Here is a 23,490-nt window from a genome sequence, read left to right as displayed (position 1 = left end):
TTATGAAAAGTAATTTTTTAAAAGCTCTTCCCATATTAATCGGTCTTACCCTTCTGATGACGGGCTGTACAATGCAAGGAAAAAAGACAAAAGTTTTTAAACACGATACCCCATTAATAAAAACAGACGTCAAAGAACTTGGAAAAAAGGAATTAGAAAAAAGTGCTGAAATGGGCCCAGTTCCAATTGAGGCAGATGTAGTAAAACTTAAAAAAAGAAAAAAAATATCCTCGGTAAAACAAAAAAATTATCTTTTAATTCCTGATGAATTTAGAAAATTAAAACAAAAAGTAACTTTTAGATTTCAGAACATGGATTATAGAGAGGCAATGACGTTAATGGCTAAAGTCGGAGGCATTAACATTCTTGTTGGTGAAGATGTGGCGGGTGCGATTTCTGCAGAATTAATCGATGTTCCTTGGGACAAAGCATTCAATGCTTTATTAGATATGAAAAATTATGCAGCAGACATAGATGTTGGCAGTAATATTATTAGGGTAGCTACACCAGCAACTTTAACTTCACAGGAAGGTTATAAATCTGCAAGAGCACAAGCGGTTAAAAAGAAAGTAGAATTAGAAGACTCGGTAGAGCCAATTATTTCTGAAATATTTAGATTGTACTATATATCTCCTGCCGAAGCTAAAGCAACACTTACAGAGTTGTTTACGTCTAGTGCAGGTGGATCTTCATTTGTTCCAATACAGGTAACAGAGGAAAAAACTACCAGATCAATTATTGTTAGAGGTAAAGAAAAAGATTTAGATGTAGTTGATAAAGTTGTTAGAGAAATAGATGTAAGAACTAAACAAGTGTTAATGGAAGCATTTATTGTTGAAGCAAATTCTGCTTTTGAAAGATCTTTAGGTAACAAACTTGGTGCCGCATATACTAGGAAAGGTGTAAGAGTTGGTGGTACATCAGGTGGTAGTACTGTTGGTGCAGCAAGTGGTACTGGTGCAGCGTTAAGTGATGGTACTGCTCAGATTGCAGATGCTGGTGCTTCTGGAGCTGATGGAATTTACAATTTTAATGTTGTTGGTGCTACTAGTGGTATCGGAGTTTTAAGAAAAACAGGATCTGCTGTACTTAAACTTCAGCTTGAAGCTTTAGAGAAAGAGGGCTTAAGTAAAACAATTTCAAATCCAAAGTTATTTTCTTTAGATAATCAAACTGCCCAAATTAAACAAGGTGTACAAATACCTGTTTCTGGAGGAGATGGCCAAGATACATTTAAAGACGCCGCTTTAGTCTTAACCGTTACTCCAAGTATAATTGGAGATGGAAATGTTCTATTAGATGTAAAAGTAAACAATGATACGCCTGACAGAACAAACCCAGGATCAGTTGGAATCAATACGATGGAAATAAAAACGAAGTTATTGGTTGCTGATGGGGATATTGTTGTAATTGGTGGAATTAAAAAGAACAATATATCTTCAAATAAATCCACTGTACCTGGTGTCAGCAAGGTACCCATACTTGGAAAAATGTTTCAAGGAACACAAAAAGCTGATACTTTAAATGAATTGTTGGTGTTTATAGCACCAAGAATACTGTAATATTATGTTGAAGATAAGTAGAGAAAGCGAAATTAATTTAATTAACGTTTTAATTGATAATGACGTTATATCTGGAAAAGATTTAATTAGCATTAAAAAGAAGAGCAGCGAAGCAAACTCATCACAAATAGAGGCGGTATTTGACTTAAAATTAACTGATGAAAAAAAGATTCTTGAAATTTTAGTTAAAGAGCAAAATTTAGAAATTGTAGATTTAAAAAAAATTGAAATTACGGAAGATATAAAAACTGTTCTTCCTTCTAATTATATCAAAGTCAACTTTGTTGCGCCATTTAAAATCGACGGAAAAACCTTACACATTGCAATTCCTGATAGTTCTAAATTAACTTTAATGAGAAATCTTAAAGCAATCACAAAAAAAAATATTGAGTTACACGCTGCACCTTTGACACAAATTTCTGAGTTTATTGAGCGACTATCAAGTGAAAGTGGTGAGGTAACTACAGATACAATTCGAAAAGAAAATAAAGAAAAACAAAAAACTTTTGACTCTGATCTTGGTGAAGCTGGTGAAGTTCTTGAAAATGCCCCAGAGGAAGACATTGAAGCAATTGAAAATGAGTCTGAGGTAATAAAATTTAGTACTGCAGTAGTTGCAGAAGCAATTAAAAGAGGTGTAAGTGATATTCACATAGAGCCATATAGATTTTCATCAAGAGTAAGATATAGACAAGACGGAATGCTTCAAGAGCAAGAACAGTATAAACAATTCTTGCATGATAATTATGGTGCTGTCGTTACTCGATTTAAAATTATGGGAAAACTTGATATTGCAGAAAGAAGACTACCACAAGATGGTGCGATCAATTTTAAAATTGAAGGTAAGGTAGTAGATTTACGTTTATCAATTTTGCCAACAGCTAATAATGAGAGAATAGTAATGCGGGTTTTAAATAAAGATGCAGGAGACATTACTTTAGAACAATTAAATTTTGAAGAGCAGGACTTAAACAGTTTGAGAAAAGCAATTCATTCAACTCAAGGCTTAATACTTGTTACTGGGCCTACTGGTTCTGGTAAGTCTACAACATTGTATAGTATTTTAAAAGAAGTGAGCAAACCTCATTTAAATATTTTAACTGCAGAAGATCCAGTTGAATATGAATTAGATGGAGTGGGTCAAGTTCAAATCAAAGATGACATTGGATTTAGTTTTGCTACTGCCTTAAGATCCTTTTTAAGACAAGACCCTGAAATAATATTAGTTGGAGAGATGAGAGATAAAGAGACAGTTGATATTGGATTAAAAGCTGCATTAACTGGACACTTAGTATTTAGTACACTTCACACCAACGATGCACCAAGCACAATTACTAGATTACAAAACATGGGAACACCTGATTACTTAATAAGTGCGGCTTGTCAATTGGTTGTCGCTCAAAGACTTGCGAGAAGAAATTGTAAAGACTGTAAAATCCCTGATGATGATGTTAATCCAAAAGTTTTACAAGACCTAGGCTTTAGTGCTGAACAGGCATCGAGAGTTAAAGCTTTTAGGGGTAAAGGTTGTGCTAAGTGTAATGACACTGGGTATAAAGGAAGACAAGGAATTTATGAAATATTGGTTGTATCAAAACCAATTAAGGAAGCTATTTTAAGACAAGCGACAACACCGGAATTAAGAGAAATTGCAGTTAAGGAAGGTTTCCAAACCATGCAAGATATGGGAAAAAGAATGATAGCATCAGGCGATCTTAATTTTAGAGAATACGAAAGAGTTTTATCTTCTGAATAAAATTTAAAGTTTTATGGAAGCATTCAGTTATAAAGGAATTTCAGATGGAAAATATGTTGAGGGTGATATTGAGGCTCTTAATGTTGATGAAGCTTCTCACAAGTTAAAAGAGCAAAAAATAATAATTACGAATTTAATAAGATCCTCAAAAAAAACAAAAAAAGACACAAAAGATAAGAAAAAAGGATCTGGCTTTTCATTATTTGGTAAAAAAAAGGCTACAGTGCAAGATGTGCTTATATTTTCTAAGCAGTTTGCAACTATGGTTAAGGCTGGATTACCAATTCTTCAAGTTTTAGCCATGTTGAGAGATCAATTGGAAAGTCCAGCAATGAAAGATGTTGTAGAAGATATTCGTAAAAGTTTAGAAGGAGGTGTTACACTTTCAAAATGTTTCGAAAAATACCCAGACCTTTTTGACAACGTTTACATAAATTTAATCAAAGCTGGAGAGGCTAGTGGTAAATTAGATGTATTTCTACTTAAAATAGTAGAAGCTTTAGAGAAAAAAGAGAATATTAAAAAGAAAATTAAATCAGCTTTAATGTATCCAAGTATAATGTTTACTGTAGCAATTACAGTTAGTGCATTTATGTTAATTAAAGTAGTTCCTGTTTTTGCTAAAATGTATGATGGTATGGGCATAGAACTCCCAGCCGCGACAGCTACCATTATGGCTATGAGTGATTTTTTAAGAGGTACTGGTGGTCTTATTCTTTTGTTATCACTTATAACTTTTTTTATAACTTTTAAATATTTAACTGCGAAGAATGAAAAAATTAGATACGCATGGCATAAACGAGTTTTAAAATTACCAATTTTTGGTGAAATGATTTTAAAATCAATGTTAGCTAGAATATCATTGATCATGGGAAATTTGAGTGCAGCAGGTGTTAATTTATTAGAAAGTTTAGAGATCGCTAAATCTGTAAGTAACAATGTTGTTGTTTTAGAGTCTTTAGAGAATGTTAAAAAGGGTGTTTTTTCTGGTGACACTTTAACAAAATTGTTTCTCAAAGACCCCTTATTTCCACCGACATTTTCTCAATTAATTTCTGTTGGTGAACAAACAGGACAACTAGATGAAATGTTTGGTTCAGTTGCTAAATATTATGAGTCTGAATTTGATACTGTTGTTGAAAACTTATCAAGTTTAATTGAACCTATAATGATTGTTTTTATGGGTGTTATGATAGGAGGGTTAATGATCGCTATGTACTCCCCGATTTTCAACGTGGGTGCATTAATTGGTTAAAGTTGTTTAGTCAGCACTAAATGATTAATCCAAGGTTTTCTTTTTCCATCTTTAAACTCAACGGCGTCCATTATTTCTTGAATAAAAAAAGTACCAAGGCCACCTGGTTTAATATTATCAATTTCTCTATGTTTAACTTTCTTAGGATCAACTGGAGTCCCCATATCATAAAAAGCAATTTGTAATTTGTTATCCTCACAACTTATTTTTACAACCATAATATCGTTTGAATCTTGATTATCTTTATATGCATGTTTTACGATATTTTGTGCAGCTTCAGCGATAGCTAAAACTAATTCATCTTTTAGACTTTGTTCTATTTTTAATTTTTCAAATACATCACGACAAAAAGTCCGAACTTCTTTCAAACTGGATGATTTTACTAGAAAAGCTTTTTTTTCACTGTGGTTTTCAAGAGTAGCACTACTCATTTGAGATTATTCTAAGTTTAATATTTGCTCCAATTTAGCCATCATGATTACTTTTAGAACAGATTTGCTGACATCTTTGATTATTACTTTAGTATTTTTTTCTAATGCTTTTTGATGGCTTTCAATCAAAACTGAAATTCCAGAAGAGTCCATGTATTGAACTTGACTTAAATTTAAGTGAACTTCTTTACCAGAGTCTATATGTGGAAAAATTACCTCTTTAGCCTTTTCGACTACATCCATATCAATTTCTCCATCAAGGTGAACAGTTGTTATATTACCTTCCTCTGAAATCTTGTAACTCATAAAAACTTTCTTGCCATTGCTAAAACTTTTTCAACGGGTTCACTTACATTTTTTAACTCAAAATTTGTTTTTTTCTCTTCTGAAAGTTTTTTACTCTCAATTAAAACTGAAATTCCTGAAGAGTCCATGTAAGTTACATTACTCAAGTTTAAATCTACATCATGACCAGCTTCGATTAAAGGCAAAATTGTTTGTCTTGCTTTATCAGCTACTTCCATATCAATTTCTCCATCAAGATGCACTATTTTGGTATTATCTTTAGTTTCAATTTTATATGACATTATATTTGTCCATTATGGGCAGAAAATCTTAAAGTTCCATAAAAAAAACGCCACTATTTGCAGTGTTAAAAGTATTTACATATGCAAAAAAATTTATCATTATGCGAACATATTAATTAATTTAAAGAGGGATAAATGAAAAATAATAAAGGTTTTACTCTTATTGAATTGCTTGTTGTTGTTGCAATCATAGGAATTCTAGCTGCTGTTGGAACCGTTGCTTATACAGGTTACACAGCTTCAGCGCAAAAAAATGCATCAAAAACATTACATTCTCAATCTGTAAAATATTTAACTGCTGAGATTCAAAAATGTGTTTTAGACGATAGTCAAAAAGCATTAGGTGGAAGCATAGATTGTGATGGTGATAAGACTGACGATGGTGACGGAACTGCTGGTCCAACGGCTGCTAATTACGCTAAATTCTTTGTCGCAAATTCTGAGGATAAAAATCCACATTCAAGTTCAGACGATGCTGCAGTACAACTTGATGCTGCTGCTACACCAACAACTGAGGGACAGTTGGAACTTTTTGTAACCGGTAATGACATACAAATTAAAATGTTACCTGCTGATGGTGAGGCTGTTTTAGAAGCAGTAGTTACAGTAGAATAATAATTTAAATAATTTATGACAGCTAGAAGCTCGGGTTTTACATTAATCGAGCTTCTAGTTGTTGTTGCGATTATTGGAATTTTATCAGCAGTTGGCACTGTAGCTTACAATGGTTATGTTGGTGGTGCTCAAAAAAAATCAGCTGAAAGTATGTTACAACAAATAGCTTTAGCAGAGACAGAATATTATTCTATGACAGGCGAATATTATGTTAGCGGTGATACTTGCTCAGCTGACAGTGCTAGCTCTACTGCTGTCGAGACAAATTTGTTTGATGGTTCTGAAGTAATTGATAGTGAGGCTGATTTTAATTTTTGTGTATATGGCTCAACTATAGATTTTACTGTAAAGGCTGATAATGGAGATGGATGTGTGTTAACTTTACGAAGAAATAGCTCTATCGATAGATCTTCTTGTTAATTAAAATTTATGAAATTATACACTGACAATGTTTCTTTGCGAAAAATTTTTGATATCAAAGTAAGATATCTTTTATTCTTAGGATTATTTTTTATATTTTTTTCAATCTCACCTTCTTTTTCTTCAGAAAAAAATATTACTTATATGCAAATTTTACAAAAACCAAATGATCTAGATTTGAATTTAAAGTATGCACAGCAACAAGGTAAAATGGGAAACTACAAACAAACGATCTCAACTCTTGAGAGATTAACTATGATTTATCCAGAAAATATTGAGATCAAGTTATATTTATTATCTGTTTTAGTCCAAGTAGACTCACCGGAGAAGGCCACCACAATTATTGAGGAGATGAAACTAAGAACAGATCTTAGTCCAGAAGATTTAGAGAGTTTAAAAGAAATTGAAGAAGAAATTTTAGATAGAGAACCTAGCTTATGGAATATAGCAGCAGATATTGGTTTTGGTTTAAACTTTACTGATAACGTAAATAGTGTTTCAAAAACTAGAACCAAAATGGATTCTGATGCAATAGCAGAATTTAATTCAGCATTATTTGATAGAACAGAAAGTGGATCTTTAGGAATAACTGCAACCAGACCTATTGGTGAAGAGTCATCTTTATTATTAAATTTTGCTCACACAACATCTAATCAATATAAAGAAGCTGATGATGATTTCCAGAGTTACGGATTTACTATTGGTTTTGATACTACCTTAGGAAATCAAAGCTTAAGTCCTTATTTAATAGCAAATAAATCTGATGCTCAACATGATGCTGATAGCTTTTCTTTTATGTACGGTATTGGAGGATTTTTTTCGGTTGGGGAAAGAAATTCTTTTAGTTATGGATATTCATACTCAGATTCTAAAGCAAATCATAATTCATCAGACTTGACTGCACAAGAAACTAATTCAATATCACATAATTATACTTTAGGTTACGATTTAATAATTACCCAGATAATATCCTCTTCTTTAAGTTTAGGTTATACTGATAATGATTCTGTTGTTGATGCGGGAAATGATGCTGAAACTTATGATGTCGGCCTGGTATTAAATTTTGCATTTCCATGGGCATTTATATCTGTTGGTAATTCTCATAGTTTTAATGATTATAAAAAAGAGGATACCACCGTGAATTCAAACAGAATTAGATCAGATCATTCTATGACTTCTGATATAATGATTACAAAAGCATTAGGAGATTTTTTCCCAGCATTAGATCCAAATAGAACTTTATTTATGAACTTATCTTATGAAAAATTAATATCTGAAGGGAATATATTAAACTACGATTATATAGCAGATTCTTTTGCTTTTAGTTTTACTAAATCTCTAAGTATAATGAAGTAAACTTTGTTATTTTCTTATAAAATTATTAAAAGTTGTTATTTTAAGCCATTTTAAAAGACCCATTTTGAATATAAAATATTTTATTTTTCTAATTAGTCTGTTATTTTTCAACCGTATGAAGAAAATTTTAACAATAATTTTAGCTTTATTGTTTTTTGGAAGCTTAAGCGTTAAAGCAAACGAAAAGCTGACCATAGAGAAACAGTTAGTTGGAATTGTTGGAGCAATTTCAGGCACAGTTAAAACTGAAACTAGAGAATTAAAAACTGGCGACAAAATTTATTTAAATGAAACAATTGTTGCTGGTGCAGGCTCTGGTACTCAAATTTTATTACTAGACCAATCAACATTTACAATTGGCGAAGACTCAGAGGTTGTAATGGATACATTTATTTTTGATCCAGCTACCAATGATGGAAAAATAGTTGCGAGCGTAAAACAAGGAAGTTTAAAAGTAATATCAGGACTAATTAGTAAAAAAAATCCTGATAGCTTAACCGTTGAAGTTCCTGAGGGTACACTAGGTTCAAGAGGAACTGAGTTCCAAACAATCGTTTCAAAAGGAAGGACTGACACTTTATTAATTGGTCCAGGAAAAAATAATACTTTAGGTATGAGACCTGGAGCAGTTCTTGTTGGAAACAATTTTGGATCTACTTTATTAGATAATCCTTATAGCATTACATCAATGTCAAAAGGTAAAGCTCCTGGCCAGGCAAGAAAGATTACTAAAAATCAGTTAAAGAAATTCAACAAAAAAATGAAGTCATTAAGGGTCGCAAAATTAAGCCCAGACTCAACAAAAGCTGAAAGAAAAGCGATTAAAAAAGAACTTAAAAAAGAATTAAAAGCTCTAGGGTTTGAAAAAGAAGAAATTAAATCAATCATAAAACAAAATATTAAGAAAGATAAAAAGAAAAAAGTAGCTATCAAAACTGAGAGAGCAGAAAAAAAGAAAAAAGCTAAGAAAAAGAAAAAAGCTAAAGCAGAAAAGAAAAAGGGCAAAAAGAAAAAAGCAGTTAAGAAAAAAGGTTCTAAAAAGAAAAAGGCTGTGAAGAAAAAAGCCTCTAAAAAGAAAAAAGCTGTGAAGAAAAAAGCTACTAAGAAGAAAAAAGTCGTTAAAAAGAAAAAAGTTGTTAAGAAGAAAAAAGTTGTTAAGAAAAAGAAAAAAGTAGTTAAGAAAAAACCTAAGAAAAAGAAAAAAATTCAAAAGAAAAAAAGAACAGCTAAGAAAAAAGCTAAGAAAAAGAAAAGAAAGAAAAAGAAGTAATCTTCAGTAATTACTCAATACCATTTACATTACTATAATTAGAGTTAAATTCTTTCTGTGAAAGCTTTTTTTCAAAAATACACTAATTATTTTACCTTTTTAATCTTATTAGTTTTCCTTATATTAATAAAGATTATTAATCCTGCATTTGTTAAATCAATTTCATACTTAAGTTTTGATTTATATCAAAAAGTATTTGCTGAAAAAAAAGACTCAGATGTTGTCATAATAGACATTGATGAAAATAGTTTGGGAAAGTTTGGTCAGTTTCCATGGAATAGAAAAGTTTTTGCAGATATTCTAGATAAAATAAATGAGTCAAATCCAAAAGCGATAGGTTTCGATATTTTTTTTACTGAAAAAGATAAACAGTCTCCCGATGAAATTATAAAATCATATGGTTTAGTTCCATCTGATATAGCAGAGCTTCAGAATTTACAAAGTCCGGATGAAATTTTTTCTGATAAACTTAAGCAATCTAAATCAATAATTGCAGTTTTAGGGAGCAATGTTCCCTCACATTCCAATTATGATCGAAAAGCTAAGGCGAGATTTTTATCTAAAGGTGGTGATCCAAAGAAATTTACTTATTCATATCCGTATTCAATTGGTTCACTTGAAGTATTAGAAAAAGATGTGAAAGGTTTAGGTTCAATTTCTTTCTTAGATCAATTAGATGGTATTATCCGATCATTACCACTCGTGGTACAGTTTGATAAGAAGATATACCCAACCATGGGATTAGAAATGGTTCGAGTGGGTTCAAAACAGAAAAATATTTATGTTGAATTAAATGAAGTTGGAATTCAAAGAATTAGTGCCCGACCCTATAAAATTAATTCAGACCCCAATGGTATAATTTGGATTAAGTACAAAAAGTCAGATAAAAATCAGTACATATCTGCAGGTGATGTCTATGATGGAAAATTTCAAACAGATTTTTTTACAGATAAATACGTTTTAATTGGTGCCTCTGCGCAAGGTCTTTTTGATTTAGTTAAAACTCCTCTTGGGATAACTATTCCAGGTGTAGAAGTTCATGCCAATGTAATTGAGAATATTTTAGATCAATCTTATTTAATAAGAAATCCTAATACGTATATATTTGAGCTGTTATTTTCTATTATCGTTGCTCTCATTACATTTATATTGTCTCAAAGAGTAAAACCAAAATTAAGTTTATCCATCTTTTTTGGAAATATTTTAGCGATAATAGTTATTGGTTTTTATATTTATAAATTTAGATCAGAATTGGTAGACATGAGCTACCCAATTTTTATTGTAACAGTTACTTTTTTAACCGGTTTATATTTTAGATTTATTGAGGAAAACAAAATAGCTTTAGATAATTTACAAAAAGAAGCTAAACTTTTAAAAGAGCGTGAGCTTGCAGCTGGAGTTCAAAAAAGCTTGTTTCCAGATATATCAAAATTTGAAAACTTTATCTTTGCCAAAAACGTACCAGCTCGAGATGTATCTGGAGATTATTTTGATGTGGTAAGAGCAACACCAGAGGAATACTTTTTTACTTTAGCCGATGTTTCAGGAAAAGGGGTAAAAGCTGGTATGTATATGGCAAAAGCATCCTCTATTTTTAGAACCTTAACAAATTTAAAGTTCCCATTAGAAAAAGTAGTTTTTGGAGTGAATAATGAACTCGTTGAGGCAAAGTTTAAAGGAATGTTTGTTACTGCAGTTTTTGGAAAATTAAACATTAAAACTGGAGAACTTGTTTTTATCAACGCAGGACATGAAAGTATTTTAACTTTTGATCAAAATAAAAATTATGAATATATAAAATCAGAAATGCCACCCATTGGAATTGTTAAATACTTTACAGAGTCGATGGTTAAATCAAATACTATGAACCTTAAAGATAAAACATTTGTGGTTTATACCGATGGTGTAACCGAGGGTTATTTAAAAAATGGTGAGGAATTAGGGGCTGAAGGAGTTCAAAAAATTGTAGATGGCATGTCGGAAGTGACACCAAAAAACATTGTTGAGTCTATAGAAAAAGAATTGAATTGGGGTGCTGAAAAGTTAAGAGATGATATTACTTGTATGGCTATAAATATTAGCAACACTGAACTAATAAAAAAAAAGAAATAGAACTCAATCATGAAAATTTTAGAGGAATTTAAGCTAAAAAAGATATTTAAAATCTTAAGAAAAGGAACTTTTAAGAAAAATATATTTTTAATTTTATTTGGAATGTATTTTTCAACTTTAGCTATTGCAGCGACTTTATCTGTTGAATTTGTTGGCGCTTTAATTCCTGGTGGTAATAACAATACGCCTTTGGGTAATGTACCGCAACAACAGTGTAGAGGAAATAACTCAGGAAATAGTCTTCTTGCCAATGACAGAACAACTGCGCCAACTGACATTGAATTTGATGAGAATGGAAGTTTTGTTTTTACATCTAATAAGAATATGTCTGGAATGGCAGCTAATTCAATAAGTCAAAATAAGCTTCTTGAAAATTATCAAATTTTATCTGACGCTATTAGGGCAGGAACTTTTAATTGTGATCACCTGAAAGGGACAGACCCAAAATTTCAATCTGGAAATATATTAGGTCAAAAATCACAGGATATAGAAATTCATCAACAAGGAAGATTATTTTTCTTTTTAGATGATAGTCAAAGACTTGGAAAGTTTACCGCAAGCAAACCTTACGATCTTAATACTTTAACATTTGAAACACATTTAACTTTAAACGGTGAAGAAAATAGTATTGAGTTTAATAGAGATGGAACAAAAATTTTTGCTTTAGATGAAGCTGATAATTCTCCAACTATTGCAACATATCAATTACCAGGAGCTTATGATATTTCCTCAAAAACAGAAATCCATAAAGTCGACTTATATGATCTCGATATTGAGGATGTTGATGGTGAAGATGAAGAAGGCATGGATTTAGAATTTAACTCTGATGGTAGTGTTTTGTTTGTTTTAGTTGGTAATACAGATAAAGAACAAGAATACATTTATCATTTTGATTTAGCAAAAAACTATGACGTTTCAACCGCAGTTAAAGCTGGAAGGTTTCATGTTGGTGCAATTTTTATGAACAGAGATGCCGATGATCGATTCGGAGAACCTAGTGGATTTGGTTTTTCTAGAGATGGAATGAATTTGTATTTATTAGATAACGTAGCAGGTACTGGCGTCCACCAGATAAACCAATTTAAATTAGACTGTCCTTATGGATTAGTAAAATGTTCATCTGAGCCACGTGCATCTGTCGACTCACAAGTTGAATTAGCTAAGCAAAATATAAGTTTAAATGTTACGACTATTTTTAAAAGATTTGAGTGGATCAAAAGAAATAGAGATAATGAAGATTTAACTAGTCATAATATAAATATAAACTACCCCAATCCTTTACTAAAATCTCTAGTAAGCAAGTTTGAACCCTCGCTCAAGAATAATTTAGCTTCACTTGTAAGCAATAATCAGAAAAAAGAGGAAAAGAATAAATCTAAATGGTCATCATGGAGTTTAGTGGATTTGTCAATAGGAGATTATAAAGAAATGGATTTAGATAGAGCAAAGAACATTAAAACGAAAGGTATAACAATAGGTTCAGATAGGAAAATTGAAGATGATAAGTTTTTTGGTTTAGCCTTAAGGTATGGGAATGGCTCATCAAATATTGGACGTACTGTTCAAAAAGTTGATCTCGAGTCTTTGACATTAAATATTTATGGAATTGCTCCAACAAATAACAATCAGTACATTAATGCAATTTTAGGTCTAAGTGCCTTAAGATACGCTAATAAGTATTTAGGAAATATATCAGGTGAACGAAATGGAAGACAAGCATTTGCATCAATTAATTACAGAACTAAAAATACAAAAGGCAAGCTTAATATTACTCCTACAGGAAAACTTACTTACGGAGTGACAGAATTAACTGAATTTACAGATTTTATAAGTAAAGCTAGTAACAGACCAGCTACAGATATTCGTTTTCATAAAGATACATTTGAAAGTGGAGAATTTGCTGGTGGTCTTTTATTTGAAATGGAAAAAATTGAGAGAGAAGGGCATACCTTCCAACCAATGGGAGGAATTGAAATTATTTATGATCTAGCAGATGATAATACGTATAAATATTCAAACGTTGGTTCAACTGTAGTAAATAAAAGCAAGATTAATAGCTATTCGAATAAAAAATTAAAAACCCATATCAGTTTAGAGCATATACGTGAAAACGGCTACACTATACTTTTCGATTATCAAAAGATAAGGAGCTTAGATAATTGTGCAAGATGTGCTCTTTTAGGAATATCTCATAGCTCCAATGATGAAACTTTTATTATTAAATTTAGTAAATCAAAAGAAGAAAATTCTCAGTTTGCTTTTGATTTTGATCCACTATCAAACAATCTTGCTAACTTAAGTTATTCAAAAGATATCGGTAACTTTAATTACAAATTGAATTCTAATATGAATTTGTTATCCAAAATTTCAGACTATGGTGTAAATTTAGAGATTTCTGGCAAATTTTAGTATTTATAAATTTTTTTCATAAAGTGTTTATGAAAAATTATTTTAAAAGTTCTTGAAGTTTATTTTCTTTTTCTAGAGCTCTAACTTCATCATAACCACCAATGTGTTGGTCATCGAAAAATATTTGTGGGATAGTTCTTTTACCATTAGCTTTTTTTATCATTTCTTCTTTTGCACCATCAACTGTTGCAATATTAATTTCTTTAAAGGGAGCATTATTTCGAGTAAGCAATCTTTTTGCAGCTTCACAATAATTACAAAATGGACCTGTATAAATTACAATATTTTTCATACTTTAGAGATAGTCACCTTTTTTCAATTTACTAGTAATTAGTTTTCTGGAATATTCAAATTTTTTTCTATGTTTGATACTTTTCTGATTTACCCTTTTTCTCCATAGTCTAAATGAAGAAGGCTTAATTGACCTTCTCATTATTTTAATAACATCAGATTCCTTATACCCAGTTTTTTTTTCAATTTCCTCAAAAGTGATACGATCTGCCCAGGCAGCCCAAATGACCCAATCTGGATCCTCGATATTAGGCTCAGGATTTTTGACCCTAGTTATAGGCCTGTGACCTTTTTTTTTCATAAATCCTTTATAATTTAAAAAAAATGATAATGCATTTTATTTGAAATCTGATATATTGAACTCTGATAGTCCTACTTAGCCATCTTTAGCTCCCGGTTTTTTAGGACTATCTTTTTCTCATTTAAGTATATTGTTTCAATAAGATCCAGGTTTTCAATCAAATCAAGTAATTCCAAAAATTTTCTATATTTCTATTTTTTACGTTTTAATTGAGTAAATTTGGAATGTTCTAATTTAGTCTGACTATTATTCATCTTAAATTTTGATAATGGAGATATAACTTTTAAAATTATAAAGTTTAAATAAATAATTAAATCAATATCCAAAAAATAGATCTTAAGATGTAGTGAGATTTTCTATAAAAATAGACGGGAATCGATAAAATTATTAAGTATGACCTTTTTTTTTATAAATTTATCGAATTACAACTCGAAGTATAAGATTTATTAAGCAAAAAAAAACCACAATTTACAATGTTTTTTGAGTGATAATTTTGCAACAATAACGAAAAACATTATAATTCAACAAAATTATTTGTCTAATTATTAGTAATTATGCTAATAAATCATCTTATATATATAAGTTTAATATTAAACAAAGGGAAAATAATGAAAAAGATTATAGCAGCTCTATTTACTTCTGTAGCTCTAGTTTTTTCTACACCCACTCTAGCAGTGGATGTCTCTCAATTATCTGTTGGTGTATCAGGAAACTTTGGTGTTTTCGTTGCCGATGGTAAAGAAGAAAACTACACGCACACAGGAACACTAGAAACGACAAGTGAAAAACATGGTGCAGCATTTAGCGAAGGCTATGCTTCTTTATTTGTTGAAGTTGCAGTCAATGACCAAGTATCAATCGGTTTAGATTATGTACCAGATGCAATTGAGACACCACAAAACGTAAACAGTGGTGAAGGTACTGACGATACGACTGATATTAAAGTTAAGGCTGAATTTGAAGAATTAACTACTCTATATGTTTTAGCTAAATCAGATATGGGTGTTTATGGAAAATTTGGTATTTCGACTATGAATATTGATGTGACTTCCGAAAACGCTGGTACTTACCCTGACCCGGGTAATACTGATGGTTTCATGATCGGTTTAGGTTACGAGTATGGGGCTGGTGAAGGTGTAGCTGTTAGAGCTGAATTAGCATATCATGAGTTTGATGATGTTAGAGCACAAAACGGTCAAACTGATAAAAACGAAATTACAGTTTCAAATATGCAAGGTGGAACTGCAAGAGTGTCATTAGTTAAATCATTTTAATTAATTACATTTTAATTTAAAAATTTAAAGGCTGGGTTTTTACCCAGCCTTTTTTTTTGTTCAAATAAACCTTTCTATAATGTACTTTAAACTATGAATTTAGGATTTATAGGAACAGGCAATATAGTTTCAGATGTTATTACTGGAATAAGTAAGTCAAAAATTTATTACAAAAAAATTATTATTTCTCCTAGGAACAAAAAAAAAGCTCAATATTTAAAGAAAAAATTCAATAAAATAATCATAGCCAAAGATAATCAAGCAGTTATAGATATGTCCAACTGGGTCTTTATAGGTGTATTACCACAAGTTGGGGAAAATATACTACCAAAATTGAATTTCAAAAAAAACCAAATTGTTGTTAGTTTTATGTCAACAACAAACTATTCAAAATTGAAAAAAATGATCAAAAAAAAATTGATTATTATTAGAGCTATTCCAATGCCACCAATAAGATTAGGCAAAGGCCCAGTTGCAATATTTCCACCCAATAGAAAAGTAAAAAGTTTTTTTGACAAAATAGGACAAACCATTGAAATCAAAAATGAAAAATTATCAAAAAATTTTTGGGCTATTTCAGGAACAATGGCCTCATTTTATGAATTATTGAATGCTTTATCAAATTGGTTGACCAGAAAAAAAACAAATAGATTAGATGCACAAAAATATGTAACTTTGTTATATTCAGCTTTGGCTGAGTTGGCACTAGCAAATTCATCTAAACCTCTTAAAAATTTAGTTAATGAACAGACACCAGGTGGACTAAATTGGCAAGTTGTTAATGAATTAAGAAAGTCAGGCTATTATAGATTACTAGAAAAATCACTTAGGAAGATTTATAAGAGATTGTAATCTTATTTAGGGATGCAAGACAATATTTTAGAAATAAAAAACCTATCAAAATATTTTGGTGGACTAGCTGCTGTTTCCAATTGTTCTATAAAAGTAAAACAAGGAACTATAACAGGTATAATAGGACCTAATGGTTCAGGGAAAACAACCTTATTCAATCTTATTGCTGGAAATTTAAAATCGTCTGCTGGAAGTGTTTTATTTAATAATGAAAACATTACTGATGTTCCATCTTATGAATTATTTTCAAAAGGATTGTTAAGAACTTTTCAAATAGCACATGAATTCACAAATTTATCAGTATTAGAAAACTTGATGATGGTACCAGGCAATCAATCTGGAGAAAAGTTAATGAATGCTTTTCTAAAGCCAGGATTAGTTGCAAAAGAGGAGAATCAAATAAAAGAAAAAGCAATGGAAGTAGTTGATTTTCTTAATTTAAGTCATTTAAAGAATGAATTAGCTGGAAACCTATCTGGAGGACAAAAAAAACTTCTAGAATTGGGACGAACGATGATGGTAGATGCAAAATTAGTCTTACTAGACGAGGTTGGTGCAGGCGTTAATAGAACTTTATTGAAAGATTTAGGCACTGCTATTGAGAAGTTAAACAAAGAAAAAGGGTATACTTTTTGTATGATTGAGCATGATATGGATTTTATAGGAAGATTATGTGATCCAGTAATTGTCATGGCAGAAGGATCTGTTTTATTTGAGGGTTCAGTGGAAGATGCAAAAAAAGATGAAAGAGTAATTGAAAGCTATTTAGGTAGAGGTTCAAAACTAAAAGATAATTAAGTATGGCATTTTTTGAGGGAAACAACATGACAGGTGGATATGGCAAGGGTCCAGATATAATTAATTCATGTAGCGTTAATGTTGAAAGAGGGGAAATAGTTTCAATTCTTGGACCTAATGGTGCCGGAAAATCTACTGTGATGAAAGCAATGTTAGGTTTATTAAATTTAAAATCAGGCTCTGTAATTATTGATGGTAAGGACATCTCAAAACTTACTCCTCAAGATAGAGTGAAAGAGGGAATTTCATTTGTACCTCAAACAAAAAATGTATTTGCAGGAATGACAGTTGAGGAAAATCTAGAGATGGGAGCTTTCTTAATTAATGAAGATTACAAAAATGTAATTGATGAAATTTACAATCTTTTTCCGATTTTGACTGAAAAAAGAAAACAATTTGTTGGAGAATTGTCAGGAGGTCAAAGACAACAAGTTGCGTTAGGAAGGGCTCTTATGATTAAGCCGTCTGTACTTATGTTAGATGAACCAACTGCTGGAGTTTCTCCAATAGTGATGGATGAACTTTTTGATCATATTATTAAAGTAAAAAAAACAAATGTCGCAATCTTGATGGTTGAGCAGAATGCTAAACAAGCTCTTAATATTTCTGATAGAGGATATGTATTAGTCACTGGTGAAAATCGATATTCTGGGACGGGTAAAGAATTATTAAACGATCCAAGAGTAAGAAGCTCTTTTTTAGGTGGTTAAATGGATTTTCTAAACGCGTTAATTCTTTTATTAAATTATATTTTTGTTCCTGCTCTTGCATACGGATCTCAATTAGCTATTGGCGCTATATTTGTAACTTTAATTTATGGAATACTGCGCTTTGCAAATTTTGCAACAGGAGACATGATGTCGTTTGGTACAATGATCGCCATACTTTTTACATGGTACTTTCAGTCGATCGGCTTAACACTCAGTTTTTTACCAACAGCACTTATAGCAATACCTTTTGCAATTCTCTTTATGGGTTTATACATGCTAATTATTGATAAGTTTGTATTTAAATATTACAGGTTAAATAAAAGTCCTCCAGTTCAATTAGCAATGGTAAGCATAGGAGTAATGTTTGTTACTCAAGCAGTGGTAAGAATTATTATTGGTCCATCGGATAGAAGATTTTTTGATGGTGAGAAATTTTTGATCAGAGCTAATGAGTTTAAGGAAATGACAGGCTTAAACGAGGGCCTTGCTATCAAGTCAACTCAAGTAATTACAATTGTTGTTACAATAATTCTAGTTTCAACTTTATTCTGGTTTTTAAACAAAACTAAAACTGGAAAAAGTATGAGAGCTTATTCTGACAATGAAGATTTAGCATTACTTTCTGGAATAGATCCAAAAAAGATTGTTATGATAACTTGGACGATTGCTGCAATTTTAGCTACAATAGGTGGAGTTTTGTATGGTTTAGATAAAAGTTTTAAACCATTTACTTATTTCAATAATATGCTCCCAATATTTGCTGCTGCTATAGTTGGTGGAATTGGCAATCCTTTTGGAGCTTTTTTAGGAGGTTATGTTATTGCTTTTTCAGAAATACTGTTGACTTATGCATATAAGAAATTTTTCATGTATGTGTTGCCAGAAAGCATGGAACCTGATGGTTTAATTCAGTTGCTTTCAACTGATTATAAATTTGCAGTATCTTTTTCAATATTGGTAATTGTATTGCTTTATCGTCCATCAGGAATATTTAAAGGAAAGATATTGTGAGAAAAAATTTAAATGTAATTGCAGCTTACAGTATTATGATGGGATTAATTATCCTTGTTGGGATATTTCAATCTTGGAATATTGCTTTATCTATCTTTAATCTTTGTTTGATCTCAGCTGTCATGACGATGGGTGCTAATATTCAATGGGGTTATGCTGGTTTAATTAACTTTGGAATAATGGGTTTTACCGCATTAGGTGGTCTAGCTGCAGTTTTAATTTCTGTAAATCCAGTTCAAGAGGCCTGGCGTGCAGGAGGTACCAACATTCTACTAAGTCTATTTCTTATTATTGGAATCGTTTTAGCTATTAGATTTGTTCTCAAAAGATATGAAAAATCTAAAATTAGAAATTACGTTATCGGTGCAATAATCATTTCAGGAATAATTATTGTTAGATTTGTTTCTGAACCTGGTATTGAGGCAATTGAGGAAGTAAATCCAGCAAAAACAGGATTTCTAGGCGGGCTAGGGCTTCCAATAATTTTCTCTTGGATTGTGGGTGCTTTCTTTGCAGGAGGATTAGCTTTTGTAATTGGAAAAGTGGCATTGGGTTTAAGAGCTGATTACTTGGCAATAGCTACATTACTAATATCAGAAATAGTAATAGCAATTATTAAACATGAAGATTGGTTAACTAGGGGTGTTAAAAATGTTATTGGTTTAAAACGCCCTGCTCCTTATGAAGTTAATTTACAAGAAACAGAATGGTTTATAAATCTAGTTGAAAAATTTAATTCAGGAAAATTAGCTCTAATTTCTGATATTACAGAAAGACAAGCAGCTCTTAATCAATTTGTAATTGAAGGATCATCAGTATTTGTAAAACTTTGCTATTCAGGTTTATTTTTAGTAGTTGTGATTATTCTTTTAATCTTAACTCAAAAAGCTCTTTACTCTCCTTGGGGAAGAATGATGAGAGCTATTAGAGATAATGAGGAGGCTGCCAACGCTATGGGGAAAAATGTGGTCAAACAACATTTACTAATTTTTGTTTTAGGATCAGCTATTGTTGGTATTGCAGGAGCAATGCTTGTGACACAAGATGGATTATTTACACCAGGGAGTTATAGACCTTTGAGATATACTTTTTTGATTTGGGTTATGGTGATTGTTGGTGGAAGTGGAAATAATTTTGGAGCAATTCTTGGAGGTTTTGTGGTTTGGTTCTTGTGGATCGAAGCAGCACCAATTGGATTGTATTTGGTCAATCTAACAACAGCAGGTTTAGAAGATACCCATTTTTTAAAAGTTCACTTAATTGAAAGTGTTCCTTATTTCAGATTTTTAATGATGGGCATAGGGTTATTATTAATTATGAGGTATAGACCTAAGGGTATACTTCCTGAAAAAATAGAAATAAAATAAAATTATGAAATATATTATTACAGGTGCCGCAATAGCATGGGCTTTGTATATGGCAGATAAATATTTATTTTTTTAAAGTCCAGCCATTCTTTTTTAATGCTTTAATTAAATTTTCTTTCATTTCATCTCTTGAAGTATTTTTATCACCTATTTTTTCAAAGAATATAGGCTCTAAACCTTTATCTTTTTTTGATTTAAAATAGTTTTTAATTGATTGTATTTTTAGTTTCATTTTTCTCCTTTAGCGTTATGTTTAAAGTCCCAGCAAGTAGAGTTATTTTCTAAATCGGGACAATAAATTTATACCATAAAATTTATTTGTTGTAAAAGAAAACCCCCAACAAATTAATGCTGGGGGTTTAAATTTTAAGATAAATTATCTTTGTTTTTTAGTTTTGAATTTTCCACCTTTAACTTCTTGTTCTAAGAAAGAACCTTCAGCTTCTCCGACACTAGTAAAAGTAACTCCAGTTGCACCTTCGTAGTCAACTTTTTTACCTTTAGCTAATAAATCCAAACCTTTTTTAAGCTGACCTGGATAAATCTTTGTTCCAGGACCATTAGCAACATCCATTACATTTTTTGCAATTGATGCTCTATCAGCTGAGTTACCTGCTTGCATAGCTAAAACTATTAAAGCGGCAGCATCATAAGATTCTCCTGTGTATGGACCAGAACTATCTATACCAGCAGCACTTGCTACTTTAGCAAATACTCCAGCTCCTTTTCCAGTTGAACCAGGTAATGAACCAAAAGATTTATTTAAATCTTTTCCAAATGCATCAACTAATGATTGACCAATCATACCATCTGATAAAATAAATCTATCAAATGCACCTGAATCTAAAGATGCCTGAATAATACCTTTACCACCTTGGTCTAAGTAACCTATTACTGCTACTGCATCACCACCTGCTGAAGCAAGCGTTGCTACTTCAGATGAATAGTCTGCTTTACCATCCTCGTGCGCTGTTACAGTAGTAACTTTAATACCATGAGCTTCAACAGCTGCTTTATAAACATCTGCTAAACCTTTTCCATAGTCGTTATTAGTGTATGTAATTGCTACACTTTTAATTTTTCTGTCTTTAGTAACATCAGCCAAGATTTGGCCACCTCTTGCATCTGAAGGAGCTGTTCTAAAAAAATATCCTTTATCATCAAGAGTTGTTAAACCTGGAGATGTTGCTGAAGGTGAAATCATTACAACACCATTTGGCACCGCAACATTAGATGCAATAGCACCCGTTACACCTGAACAGTCAGCTCCCATAATTGCCGCAACACCTTTTGCAATTACACCTTCGGCTGCTGCTGTTGCTGCAGCTGAATCAACACAAGTTGAATCTGCTCTTACAACTGAAATTTTTTCACCACCAAGTAATGATCCAGAGTCTGAGGCTTCTTTAAAAGCAAGCTCAGCAGATGCTGCCATCGCTGGCGTAAGGGATTCAATTGGACCAGTAAATCCTAATATAATTCCCATTTTTACTTCTGCAAAAACATTTGTTGTAAAAGTAGAAACAAATATAAATGCAGCCACAAATAGTTTTTTCATTATTATCCTCTTTTATTGTTAACAATTTTTAAAAACTAAATTAAAACTGATTTATAAAAAGTTGCAATAAGCAAATTATTTAATTTTGTGTAGAAAAAACACTGAAGTAATTACTATTATCCCACCCAATATGAACAAAATAGTCGGCACTTCACCGAAAACTATATAAGTGAGAATAATTCCAAATATTGGAAATAGGGAATAAAAAGGAAAAATCTTACCAACAGTATAAAATTTATAGAGATAAAACATCAGCAGGTGGGCACATAAAGATACTATTACTGCTTGGTAAGATATAAGTATCCAAGATTTAAAATTTATTTGTTCAATATTTTCTTTAACATTACCCTCAATGAAAACTGAAATAATTATGAGTATTATAAAACCAAAAATACCAGTGCTTGCATTTATCATACTTATTGGCAACTCTTTTAGCTGCCTAGAATAAACTTGTGCTAGTCCAAAAAATAAAGCCATAAGACTTGCAAAAAATAGACCTAAATAGTTTTCTGTCAATTTAGGATCAAAAAAGATTATGACTATTCCAATAAAGGAGGTGAAAATCAAAATCCATTTATTTTTACTTATATTTTCATTTAAGATAAAAGCACTTGCAAGTATTCCAAACGGTATTGCAAGTTGAGATCCTAAAATTATAGGAGCAATTATTGAGGAATGAAATAATGATAGATTCATAAATACATAAACTAAAACACCCATAGATATTGAAAATAAAATCAATGGTTTGTAAAATTTTTTATTTGGGAGTTTAAATTTCAAAAAAGGTATTAGTAACAAAAAGACCAATCCCATTCTTAATGAGGCCATTAAGATGGGTGGAACAGAATTATTAAGAGCTAACTTAGCTACAGGAAACGCACTTCCATGAGCTATCATTATAAAAATTAAAACGAGTAAGTGTTTAAGTGGCAATTTTTTTGATTAGAAGTATTTTTTAAAGGTTTCATTAATTGATAAAACACCATAATCATTTAATCCACCAATAATCAACTGTAAAGCAACAAGCAAAATAAAACCTAAACCAATATAGGCAATCCAAAGATGTCTTTGAATATAATTAGCTAGATAGGTAGCTAATGCACCAGTCAAAACAACTGACAAGATAAGTCCAAACATCATGTACCCAAAATTTCCTTTTGCAGCACCCACAACCCCAATGACGTTATCAAAACTAATAGTTATGTCTGCAAAAAGGACTTTATAAATACTTTTAATAAAAGAGGGCTCTTTTGATTTTTTAGTAGGTGATTTTATCTTTTTAATTTCAAATAAATCTTTTCTTAAATCATTAACAATCCAGATTAAAAGAAGACCACCAATTATTTTAACCCAATAAAATTGAAAAAGGTAAGTAGCAAAAACAGCAAATAAAACTTTAAAGACAAGTGCACCGACTACACCCCAAAAAATGATTAATTTTCTATTTTTAGGTACAAAATTTGCAGCGATTAAACCAATTATGATTGCATTATCTGCAGCCAAGATAATATCAATAAATATGATCTGTAAGAGTATGAGTGATTCTTCTAACAAG

At 31.2% G+C, this 23,490-nt stretch carries 24 protein-coding genes; 15 read left to right on the top strand and 9 right to left on the bottom strand.

The annotated features are described in order from the left end of the window. Positions 1-2 precede the first annotated feature (2 nt). The 3 genes from ACTT9C_RS00695 to ACTT9C_RS00685 are packed head-to-tail and all read left to right on the top strand — an operon-like array spanning position 3 to position 4,573. Positions 3-1,562 carry a secretin N-terminal domain-containing protein gene (locus ACTT9C_RS00695; RefSeq protein ID WP_440922589.1) on the top strand — a complete coding sequence of 520 codons (1,560 nt, stop codon included), beginning with the start codon at positions 3-5 and terminating at the stop codon, positions 1,560-1,562. 4 nt (positions 1,563-1,566) lie between these two features. After that, complete coding sequence (locus ACTT9C_RS00690; RefSeq protein WP_440922588.1) at positions 1,567-3,318, top strand: GspE/PulE family protein; 1,752 nt, start codon at positions 1,567-1,569, stop codon at positions 3,316-3,318. Positions 3,319-3,331: 13 nt separating this feature from the next. After that, complete coding sequence (locus ACTT9C_RS00685) at positions 3,332-4,573, top strand: type II secretion system F family protein (protein WP_440922587.1); 1,242 nt, start codon at positions 3,332-3,334, stop codon at positions 4,571-4,573. Here ACTT9C_RS00685 and ACTT9C_RS00680 read toward each other — a convergent pair. From ACTT9C_RS00680 to ACTT9C_RS00670, 3 genes are read right to left on the bottom strand one after another with little or no spacing between them, the layout of a single operon-like run. After that, positions 4,570-5,004, bottom strand: a complete 435-nt coding sequence (locus ACTT9C_RS00680; protein WP_440922586.1) for an ATP-binding protein — start codon at positions 5,002-5,004, stop codon at positions 4,570-4,572. The two genes, ACTT9C_RS00685 and ACTT9C_RS00680, sit on opposite strands and share 4 nt — an antisense overlap. A 6-nt stretch (positions 5,005-5,010) precedes the next feature. After that, on the bottom strand, positions 5,011-5,310 hold the full coding sequence (locus tag ACTT9C_RS00675; protein WP_440922585.1) for an STAS domain-containing protein: 300 nt from the start codon (positions 5,308-5,310) through the stop codon (positions 5,011-5,013). Beyond that, positions 5,307-5,591: an STAS domain-containing protein gene (locus ACTT9C_RS00670; RefSeq protein ID WP_440922584.1), complete on the bottom strand. Its 285-nt coding sequence runs from the start codon at positions 5,589-5,591 to the stop codon at positions 5,307-5,309. The genes ACTT9C_RS00675 and ACTT9C_RS00670 overlap by 4 nt, the downstream gene beginning before the upstream one ends. Before the next feature lie 135 nt (positions 5,592-5,726). Between ACTT9C_RS00670 and ACTT9C_RS00665 the strand changes: the two genes are divergently transcribed. From ACTT9C_RS00665 to ACTT9C_RS00640, 6 genes are all read left to right on the top strand, one after another. Further along, positions 5,727-6,206: a type IV pilin protein gene (locus ACTT9C_RS00665; RefSeq protein WP_440922583.1), complete on the top strand. Its 480-nt coding sequence runs from the start codon at positions 5,727-5,729 to the stop codon at positions 6,204-6,206. Between the two features lie 15 nt (positions 6,207-6,221). Then, positions 6,222-6,626 (top strand): type IV pilin protein, encoded by a 405-nt coding sequence (locus ACTT9C_RS00660; protein ID WP_440922582.1) that lies wholly within the window; start codon positions 6,222-6,224, stop codon positions 6,624-6,626. A gap of 9 nt (positions 6,627-6,635) precedes the next feature. Further along, entirely contained in the window at positions 6,636-7,982 is a 1,347-nt protein-coding gene (locus ACTT9C_RS00655; RefSeq protein ID WP_440922581.1) for a tetratricopeptide repeat protein, read from the top strand. A 115-nt stretch (positions 7,983-8,097) separates the two neighbouring features. Beyond that, complete coding sequence (locus tag ACTT9C_RS00650; protein WP_440922580.1) at positions 8,098-9,252, top strand: FecR family protein; 1,155 nt, start codon at positions 8,098-8,100, stop codon at positions 9,250-9,252. Between the two features lie 57 nt (positions 9,253-9,309). Beyond that, positions 9,310-11,364, top strand: a complete 2,055-nt coding sequence (locus ACTT9C_RS00645) for a CHASE2 domain-containing protein (protein ID WP_440922579.1) — start codon at positions 9,310-9,312, stop codon at positions 11,362-11,364. A gap of 9 nt (positions 11,365-11,373) precedes the next feature. Beyond that, the gene (locus ACTT9C_RS00640; RefSeq protein WP_440922578.1) at positions 11,374-13,773 is read left to right on the top strand and encodes an autotransporter domain-containing protein; all 2,400 of its coding nucleotides are present in this window, start codon (positions 11,374-11,376) and stop codon (positions 13,771-13,773) included. Between the two features lie 37 nt (positions 13,774-13,810). Here the strand turns inward: ACTT9C_RS00640 and grxC are convergent, their stop codons facing one another. Together grxC and ACTT9C_RS00630 are read right to left on the bottom strand one after the other, a co-directional pair. Continuing rightward, a complete protein-coding gene (gene grxC / locus ACTT9C_RS00635; protein ID WP_440922577.1) occupies positions 13,811-14,065 on the bottom strand; it encodes a glutaredoxin 3 in 255 nt (84 codons plus the stop codon). 3 nt (positions 14,066-14,068) lie between these two features. Further along, positions 14,069-14,365, bottom strand: coding sequence for a TIGR03643 family protein (locus ACTT9C_RS00630; RefSeq protein WP_440922576.1), 297 nt, complete (start codon positions 14,363-14,365; stop codon positions 14,069-14,071). A gap of 608 nt (positions 14,366-14,973) precedes the next feature. On the opposite strand from ACTT9C_RS00630, the gene ACTT9C_RS00625 reads away from it, so the two are divergent. The 6 genes from ACTT9C_RS00625 to ACTT9C_RS00600 all read left to right on the top strand — a co-directional run bounded on the left by ACTT9C_RS00625 (position 14,974) and on the right by ACTT9C_RS00600 (position 20,377). Next, positions 14,974-15,639: an outer membrane protein gene (locus ACTT9C_RS00625; RefSeq protein ID WP_440922575.1), complete on the top strand. Its 666-nt coding sequence runs from the start codon at positions 14,974-14,976 to the stop codon at positions 15,637-15,639. A 93-nt stretch (positions 15,640-15,732) separates the two neighbouring features. Beyond that, a complete protein-coding gene (locus ACTT9C_RS00620; protein WP_440922574.1) occupies positions 15,733-16,491 on the top strand; it encodes a pyrroline-5-carboxylate reductase in 759 nt (252 codons plus the stop codon). Between the two features lie 12 nt (positions 16,492-16,503). Then, the gene (locus tag ACTT9C_RS00615) at positions 16,504-17,289 is read left to right on the top strand and encodes an ABC transporter ATP-binding protein (protein WP_440922573.1); all 786 of its coding nucleotides are present in this window, start codon (positions 16,504-16,506) and stop codon (positions 17,287-17,289) included. A 2-nt stretch (positions 17,290-17,291) separates the two neighbouring features. After that, positions 17,292-17,999, top strand: coding sequence for an ABC transporter ATP-binding protein (locus ACTT9C_RS00610; protein WP_440922572.1), 708 nt, complete (start codon positions 17,292-17,294; stop codon positions 17,997-17,999). Next, the gene (locus tag ACTT9C_RS00605) at positions 18,000-19,010 is read left to right on the top strand and encodes a branched-chain amino acid ABC transporter permease (protein ID WP_440922571.1); all 1,011 of its coding nucleotides are present in this window, start codon (positions 18,000-18,002) and stop codon (positions 19,008-19,010) included. Positions 19,011-19,045: 35 nt separating this feature from the next. Next, on the top strand, positions 19,046-20,377 hold the full coding sequence (locus tag ACTT9C_RS00600; RefSeq protein WP_440923113.1) for a branched-chain amino acid ABC transporter permease: 1,332 nt from the start codon (positions 19,046-19,048) through the stop codon (positions 20,375-20,377). A gap of 64 nt (positions 20,378-20,441) precedes the next feature. Here the strand turns inward: ACTT9C_RS00600 and ACTT9C_RS00595 are convergent, their stop codons facing one another. The 4 genes from ACTT9C_RS00595 to ACTT9C_RS00580 all read right to left on the bottom strand — a co-directional run bounded on the left by ACTT9C_RS00595 (position 20,442) and on the right by ACTT9C_RS00580 (position 23,489). Then, on the bottom strand, positions 20,442-20,609 hold the full coding sequence (locus tag ACTT9C_RS00595; RefSeq protein ID WP_440922570.1) for a hypothetical protein: 168 nt from the start codon (positions 20,607-20,609) through the stop codon (positions 20,442-20,444). A gap of 144 nt (positions 20,610-20,753) precedes the next feature. Next, positions 20,754-21,935, bottom strand: a complete 1,182-nt coding sequence (locus ACTT9C_RS00590) for an ABC transporter substrate-binding protein (RefSeq protein WP_440922569.1) — start codon at positions 21,933-21,935, stop codon at positions 20,754-20,756. A 75-nt stretch (positions 21,936-22,010) separates the two neighbouring features. Then, positions 22,011-22,868, bottom strand: a complete 858-nt coding sequence (locus ACTT9C_RS00585) for a DMT family transporter (protein WP_440922568.1) — start codon at positions 22,866-22,868, stop codon at positions 22,011-22,013. Between the two features lie 9 nt (positions 22,869-22,877). After that, positions 22,878-23,489, bottom strand: coding sequence for a YjbE family putative metal transport protein (locus ACTT9C_RS00580; protein WP_440922567.1), 612 nt, complete (start codon positions 23,487-23,489; stop codon positions 22,878-22,880). Position 23,490: the final 1 nt, after the last annotated feature.

The organism is Candidatus Pelagibacter sp. (assembly GCF_052049575.1).
Lineage (GTDB): Bacteria > Pseudomonadota > Alphaproteobacteria > Pelagibacterales > Pelagibacteraceae > Pelagibacter.
Note: the sequence above shows the minus strand (reverse complement) of the source record. Positions and strands in the feature narration are given on the sequence as shown.